Here is a 7,698-nt window from a genome sequence, read left to right on the forward strand (position 1 = left end):
AGCAAACGGCGTCGTTATAAGGGTGAACCCGAGCCCTTGAAAGCCCGTTCTGTTCTGCCCATTTTCTTATGCGAGGCCCAACCGGGACCGTGCCGTAGACGGGCGGACCTAAGCGGGTGCCAATGAAAGGAAATTTTCATGGATATGGAAAAATTCACCGAGCGTTCTCGTGGGTTTCTTCAGTCGGCGCAGACGATTGCCATCCGCGAAGGCAATCAGCGCGTCGTGCCGGAGCATCTTCTGAAGGCGCTGATGGATGACGAACAAGGGTTTGCCTCGAATCTGATCGCGCGGGCGGGCGGTGATGCGAATGCGGTCCGCTCGGCCATTGATCTTGCCGTGACCAAACTGCCGAAGGTTTCGGGCGGGGACGGTCAGGTCTATGTCGACCCCTCGATGGTGCGCGTGCTTGATGAAGCGGAAAAGCTGGCCAAAAAGGCCGGTGACAGCTTCGTTCCGGCCGAGCGCATCCTGACCGCACTTGCCGTGGCCAACACCAATGCGCGCGACGCGCTGACGGCTGGCCATGTGACGGCGCAAAACCTCAACACCGCGATCAACGACATCCGCAAGGGCCGCACGGCCGACAGCGCCAGCGCCGAGGATACGTTCGAGGCTCTGTCGAAATATGCCCGCGACCTGACCGAAGCCGCGCGTGACGGCAAGATCGACCCGATCATCGGTCGGGACGAGGAAATCCGCCGTGCCATGCAGGTCCTGTCGCGCCGCACCAAGAACAACCCCGTTCTCATCGGGGAGCCGGGCGTGGGTAAAACCGCGATCGCCGAAGGTTTGGCGCTGCGCATCGTTGACGGCGACGTGCCGGAATCCCTGCGCAACAAGAAGCTGATGGCGCTGGATATGGGCGCGCTGATCGCCGGTGCGAAATACCGCGGCGAATTCGAAGAGCGTCTGAAAGCGATCCTCAAGGAAATCGAATCCGCTGCCGGCGAAGTCATTCTGTTCATCGACGAGCTGCATACCCTTGTGGGTGCGGGCAAGACCGATGGCGCGATGGATGCCGCCAACCTGATCAAGCCTGCGCTTGCCCGGGGCGAGCTGCACTGCGTCGGCGCCACGACCCTTGATGAATACCGCAAATATATCGAGAAAGACGCGGCGCTTGCTCGACGCTTCCAGCCCGTGATGGTCGAGGAACCGACGGTTGCCGATACGATCTCGATCCTGCGCGGCATCAAGGAAAAGTATGAACTTCACCACGGCGTGCGCATCAGCGACGCGGCACTTGTTGCTGCGGCGACGCTGTCGCACCGCTATATCACCGACCGTTTCCTGCCCGACAAGGCAATCGACCTCATGGACGAGGCCGCCAGCCGTCTGCGCATGGAAGTGGACAGCAAGCCCGAAGAGCTTGACGCTTTGGACCGCCAGATCCTGCAAATGCAGATCGAGGCCGAGGCGCTGAAGAAAGAGGACGACGCGGCCAGCAAGGACCGTCTCGAAAAGCTGGAAAAGCAGCTGTCGGAACTGACCGAGAAATCGGCCACGATGACTGCCAAATGGCAGGCCGAGCGCGACAAGATGGAAGGCTCCCGCAACCTCAAGGAGCAGCTCGACAAGGCGCGCGCCGAATTGGATCAAGCCAAACGCGAAGGCAATCTCGCCCGCGCGGGTGAGCTGTCCTACGGCATCATTCCGGGTCTGGAAAAGCAGCTCGCCGATGCCGAAGGCAGTGATGAAGGCCCGATGGTCGCCGAAGCGGTCCGCCCCGAGCAGATCGCCGAAGTGGTCGAGCGCTGGACCGGCATTCCGACCAGCAAGATGCTGGAAGGCGAACGCGACAAGCTGCTGAAGATGGAAGAGGTCCTTGGCCAGCGCGTCATCGGTCAATCCGAGGCCGTGACGGCGGTTGCCAATGCCGTTCGTCGTGCGCGTGCGGGGCTGAACGACCCGAACCGTCCGCTGGGAAGCTTCCTCTTCCTCGGCCCGACCGGCGTCGGAAAGACCGAGCTGACCAAGGCCATTGCCGAATACATGTTCGACGACGACAGCGCGATGGTGCGCATCGACATGTCCGAGTTCATGGAGAAGCATTCGGTGTCGCGCCTGATCGGTGCGCCTCCGGGCTATGTCGGCTATGACGAAGGCGGCGTTCTGACCGAGGCCGTGCGTCGGCGTCCCTATCAGGTGATCCTGTTCGACGAAGTCGAAAAGGCGCATCCGGACGTTTTCAACGTGCTGCTGCAGGTGCTCGATGACGGGGTGCTGACCGATGGTCAGGGCCGGACGGTCGACTTCAAGCAGACGCTGATCATCCTGACCTCGAACCTCGGGGCGCAGGCTTTGTCGACGCTGCCCGAAGGGGCCGATAGTTCGGATGCCCGCGGTCAGGTCATGGATGCGGTCCGCGCCCATTTCCGGCCCGAGTTCCTCAACCGTCTGGACGAGATCATCATCTTCCACCGGCTGAGCCGCTCGAACATGGACGGGATCGTCAAGATCCAGCTCTGGCAGCTCGAGCAGCGTCTCGAAGCGCGCAAGATCACGCTGGATATGGACGAGAGTGCGCGGCAGTGGTTGGCGAACGAAGGCTATGATCCGGTCTTCGGCGCGCGTCCCCTGAAGCGCGTGATCCAGCGCAGCCTGCAAAACCCGCTGGCAGAGATGCTGCTGTCGGGCGAGGTTCTGGACGGCCAGACCGTCAAGGTCACCGCCGGTCCCGACGGGCTGATCGTGGGCAACCGCGTGGCCGGCAGCCACCTCGGCAGCGCGGGCGCGGAAAAGCCGCCCCATGCGCCGCTGCAGTAAAGATGTGCCGCTACGATAAGGCGGCCCACCAGGATGGAGCGCCCCCGGCCGAAAGGTCGGGGGTTTTCTTTTGAGCGACAAGGTCTTGCGGAAGGTCCGCTGTGGCGCAAAGGCGCGGATCGGGCGAAATCTTGCGCGGAATTTAGGCAGATTGATCGGGCGCAATGGCAAGGGCGCGTGAACCATGCCAGAGATAAGGCGTTGCAAGGTGTCAGTTTTCCCGAAAGGCCCTGTCCGACTATGAGCAAGATCCTCAGCATCCCGACCCAACCGATCGAGGGGCAAAAGCCCGGTACGTCGGGGTTGCGCAAGAAGACCCGTGTTTTCATGGGCCGACATTATCTGGAAAATTTTACGCAATCGGTTTTCGACGCGATCGGCGGCGTTGCGGGCAAGGTTTTGGTCCTCGGCGGTGACGGGCGTTATTTCAACGACCGCGCAGTGCAGGTGATCTTGCGCATGGCGGCGGCGAATGGCGCGGAGCGGATGATCGTGGGGCAGGGGGGCATCCTGTCGACGCCCGCCGCCTCGCATCTGATCCGGCTGCGCAAGGCCGATGGCGGGATCATCCTTTCGGCCAGCCACAACCCCGGCGGCGAGCATGAGGACTTCGGCATGAAGTTCAACGGCGCCAACGGCGGCCCCGCGCCCGAAAGCCTGACCGATCTGATGTATGCCCGTACGCTGGAAATCGACAGCTACAAGATCCTCGAGACGGGCGATGTCGATCTGGCTGCGATCGGCACGCAGGATGTCGCAGGCATGGCGGTCGAGATCGTCGATCCGGTCGCCGATTACGCCGCGCTGATGGAAAGCCTGTTCGATTTCGACGCGATCCGCGCGGTGATCAAAGGCGGCTATCGTCTGCGCTTTGACGCGATGCATGCCGTGACCGGCCCCTATGCCCGCGAGATCATCGAGAACCGCCTTGGCGCGCCGGCGGGAACCGTGATTAACGGCCAGCCTCTGCCGGATTTCGGCGGCGGCCATCCCGATCCCAACCCGCATTGGGCCAAGGTGCTGATGGACGAGATGTTCTCGGCCGATGGTCCCGATTTCGGCGCGGCCTCGGACGGGGACGGCGACCGCAATATGATCCTCGGGCGCAATGCTTATGTCTCGCCCTCGGACAGCCTCGCAATTTTGGCGGCCAATGCCAATCTCGCGCCCGGCTATGCCAAGGGGATCGCGGGGGTCGCGCGCTCGATGCCCACGAGCCGCGCGGTCGACCGCGTTGCCGCCAAAGCGGGGATCGAGGCGCACGAGACCCCGACCGGCTGGAAGTTCTTCGGCAATCTGCTGGATGCGGGCCGCGTCACGCTGTGCGGCGAGGAAAGCTTCGGCACGGGCTCGGACCATGTCCGCGAGAAGGACGGGCTTTGGGCGGTTCTGCTTTGGCTCAACATCCTTGCGGTGAAGGGGCAGAGCGTTTCCGAACTGCTGCGCGATCACTGGGCCGAATATGGCCGCACCTATTACTCGCGCCATGATTACGAGGCAGTGCCTTCGGACCGTGCGACCGATCTGATCGACCGGCTGCGCGTCATGCTGGGCGAGCTGCCGGGCCAAAGCTTTGCCGGTCTGACGGTCGAGGCGGCGGATGATTTCGCCTATCTCGATCCGGTCGACGGTTCGGTTTCGGCGCGTCAGGGCATCCGCATTCTCTTTACCGACGGCTCGCGCGTGGTGATGCGCCTGTCGGGAACAGGGACCGAGGGCGCGACCTTGCGCGTCTATCTGGAAAGCTACGAGACCGATCCCGCCAAACACGGACTGGACGCGCAGGAGGCTTTGGCCCCTGTCATCGCGGCGGCCGAGGCGATTGCCCATATCAAGCCCTTTACCGGCCGCAACGGTCCGGATGTGACGACCTGACCCACAGAAAGATCGTCGCGAAAAGACGGCAGGGCCGCCCTTTGGGGGCGGCTTTCGCTTTTGAACGGGCCGGCCTGCGGCACTGTCGGGGGTAGTGACAGGGCTTCCCGCACTTGCGCACACGCAAGAATGAAGTCGCTTGCGCAACAAGTGCATATCTGTCGGGCGGCGCGCGCGTTAGATTGGTGAGAGACGACGGAGGCTTGCGATGAAACTGAACTGGTCGGATGTGACGCCCAAGCGCGATTTCCTGAACCGCCGCGCCTTCATCGCCTTGGGGGCGGCCGCGACCATCGCCTCGCCTGCTGTCGCGCTGACCGGTCGCGCCTCGGCCTATTCCACCGACGAGAAGCCCAACAGCTTCGAGGAAATCACCAATTACAACAATTTCTACGAATTCGGGATGGAGAAGACCGATCCCGCCGCCTATGCGTCGAAGCTGACCACCGATCCCTGGAGCATCGAGATCGGCGGCATGGTCGACCGCCCCGGCAATTATGATGTGGCCGATATCGCGCCCGACAATGCGCTCGAGGAACGGATCTACCGGCTGCGCTGCGTCGAGGCGTGGTCGATGGTGATCCCTTGGCTCGGCGTGCCGCTTTCGGGTGTGCTCAAGAAGATCGGCGTGCAGCCCTCGGCGAAATATGTCGCCTTCGAGACCCTGACGCGGCCTGCGGAGATGCCGGGGCTTTCGTCGCCCTTCATGAGCTGGCCTTACCGCGAGGGGCTGCGTCTGGACGAGGCGATGCATCCGTTGACGCTGCTTGCGACGGGGCTCTACGACCAGCCGATGCCCAAGCAGAACGGCGCACCGATCCGGCTGGTCGTGCCGTGGAAATACGGGTTCAAATCGATCAAGTCGATCATCCGCATCACTCTGACCGACAAGCAGCCGGTTTCCACGTGGAACGTTCTGCAGGCCAGCGAATACGGATTTTACGCCAATGTGAATCCGCAGGTCGACCATCCGCGCTGGTCGCAAGCCAGCGAGCGGCGCATCGGCGCGGGTCTTTTTGCGGGCCGGCAGGAAACGCAGATGTTCAACGGCTATGGCGACGAGGTTGCCGGCCTTTACGCGGGCATGGATCTGAAGACCTATTATTGATGCGCCCTCTCGCCTTCGCCCGTCCCGCCGCCCAACGCCTCAATGCGTTGCTGCGCCATGTGCCGGTCGGAGCGGTCTGGCTCGCGGGACTGCTGCCGCTGGCGCTGCTGGTATGGGACACGGTCGCCGCCAATCTCGGCGTCGAGCCGATCCGCGAGATCGAGCACCGCCTCGGCCTGACCGCGCTCTACTTTCTGATCGGTGGGCTGGCGGTCACGCCGGCGCTGCGGCTGTTCGGACTCAACCTGATCCGCTACCGCCGCGCCATCGGGCTTTTGGCCTTTGCCTATCTGTGCCTGCATATGCTGGCTTGGGCGGTGATGGATATGGGGCTGCTTTGGGGCCAGATGGCGCGTGATGTCGTCAAACGGCCTTATCTGCTTTTCGGGATGGCGGCCTTTCTTGCGCTGCTGCCTTTGGCGCTGACTTCGAACGATCTCTCGATCCGCAAGATGGGCGGGCAGGCGTGGCGGCGGCTGCACCGGCTGGTCTATCCGGCGGCGGTTCTGGCCTGTGTCCATTATCTCTGGGTCGGCAAGGTCATCACGCTTTCGCCCGCGCTGTGGCTTGCAGTTGTTCTGGGATTGCTGATCATCCGGCCCATTCTGTCCTGATCCCTCCCGAGATTGCCCCATGCTCAAGACCCTCAACCGCGCCGCGCTTGTCCTTGTCACCATCCTCTTTCTGGTCCTGAGCCTCGGGGCGCTGACCTTCCAGACCGCGCCGCCGATACGCTGGATCTGTTACGCGCTGACCGGAGCGGTCGCAGTGGGCGTGATTGGTGCGGGGCGCAAATGGGGCTGGCTGGTGCTGGCGCTGGGAATTGCCGGCGCGGGGCTGTGGTACCAGACGATCCAGCCGCGCGCCGACCGTATCTGGGCCGAGGATGTCGCGCGCGGTGTCACGGGCGTGGTCCACGGCGATTTCGTCACCCTGACCAATGTGCGCGATTTCGACTGGCAGACCCGCGACGAAGCGGAGGTGCGGTGGCGCGACATGACCTTTGATCTGCGCGAGATCACCTCGGTCGATCTTTTCAACTCGGTCTGGTCGAGCCCGCTGATCGCCCACACGCTGATCGGCTTCGGTTTCGAGGATGGCCGCCATCTGGTCTTCTCAGCCGAGATCCGGCGCGAGAAAGGAGAGGTCTTCTCGACCTTCGGCGGTTTCTTCCGCCAGTTCGAGCTGGTGATGATTGCCGCGACCGAATCCGATATCGTGCGGCTGCGCACCACGATGCGGGGCGAGGATGTCTCGCTGTTCCCGCTGCGCGTCAGCCGCGATCAGGCGCGCGAGCTCTTTCTCTCTTATATTACCCGCGCCAACAAACTGCAGGCGCAACCCGAGTTCTATAATACCCTGACCTCGAACTGCACGACGATCATCTGGGAGCTCGCCCATACCTTCAACCGCAGCCTGCCCTTTGACTGGCGCGTTCTGGTTTCGGGGATGCTGCCGGAATATCTGCAGGACCGCGGCCTCTTGCAGGTCGATGCACCGATCGCCGAGATCCGCGCTGCGGCCCGCATCTCGGACCTCGCCCGCCAATCGGACGCCTCGGGCGCGTCCTATTCCACGGTGATCCGCTCGGGCGCGGTCTCTTCCTTGCTTGCGGCCGAGTAGGGCAGGGCGAATCCGCGCCTGATTCCGCCCTTCGCCCCGTTTCGCGCCGACAAATCCGGCCAATGATGCGGGGCAATCGCTCAAATCACGCTAAAATCGCGCGTGATTCTCGGCAGGATGCGGGGGAACCTCAAAGATGACGTTTCCGGAAGGCAAAGTTTCAATTATATAACAGTTGGTTAGAAGAATTATTAAGATTTCCGTCTTTTTCGGCTTGCGGGTCTGATCTGCTATCCGTAAATACCGCTCTACCGAACGGCGGGAGACGCTGAACGGGACGGGATGGTCCGGACGGGCTTGAACGGGACGGAATTTTGGGACGA

The 7,698-nt window shown here is 62.7% G+C and carries 5 protein-coding genes; all 5 read left to right on the forward strand.

Annotated elements, in window-relative coordinates; genetic code table 11:
* Nucleotides 1-138 precede the first annotated feature (138 nt).
* The 5 genes from clpB to ACFFUC_RS03585 all read left to right on the forward strand — a co-directional run bounded on the left by clpB (nt 139) and on the right by ACFFUC_RS03585 (nt 7,375).
* Nucleotides 139-2,769: an ATP-dependent chaperone ClpB gene (gene clpB / locus ACFFUC_RS03565; RefSeq protein WP_377683566.1), complete on the forward strand. Its 2,631-nt coding sequence runs from the start codon at nt 139-141 to the stop codon at nt 2,767-2,769.
* A gap of 240 nt (nt 2,770-3,009) precedes the next feature.
* Complete coding sequence (locus tag ACFFUC_RS03570; protein WP_377683567.1) at nt 3,010-4,644, forward strand: alpha-D-glucose phosphate-specific phosphoglucomutase; 1,635 nt, start codon at nt 3,010-3,012, stop codon at nt 4,642-4,644.
* A 208-nt stretch (nt 4,645-4,852) separates the two neighbouring features.
* Nucleotides 4,853-5,752 (forward strand): protein-methionine-sulfoxide reductase catalytic subunit MsrP, encoded by a 900-nt coding sequence (msrP, locus tag ACFFUC_RS03575; RefSeq protein WP_377683569.1) that lies wholly within the window; start codon nt 4,853-4,855, stop codon nt 5,750-5,752.
* A complete protein-coding gene (gene msrQ, locus ACFFUC_RS03580; protein ID WP_377683571.1) occupies nt 5,752-6,366 on the forward strand; it encodes a protein-methionine-sulfoxide reductase heme-binding subunit MsrQ in 615 nt (204 codons plus the stop codon). The genes msrP and msrQ overlap by 1 nt, the downstream gene beginning before the upstream one ends.
* A gap of 19 nt (nt 6,367-6,385) precedes the next feature.
* Nucleotides 6,386-7,375 carry an Lnb N-terminal periplasmic domain-containing protein gene (locus tag ACFFUC_RS03585; RefSeq protein WP_377683573.1) on the forward strand — a complete coding sequence of 330 codons (990 nt, stop codon included), beginning with the start codon at nt 6,386-6,388 and terminating at the stop codon, nt 7,373-7,375.
* Nucleotides 7,376-7,698: the final 323 nt, after the last annotated feature.

It is taken from the genome of Paracoccus cavernae (genome assembly GCF_042430175.1).
GTDB lineage: Bacteria > Pseudomonadota > Alphaproteobacteria > Rhodobacterales > Rhodobacteraceae > Paracoccus > Paracoccus cavernae.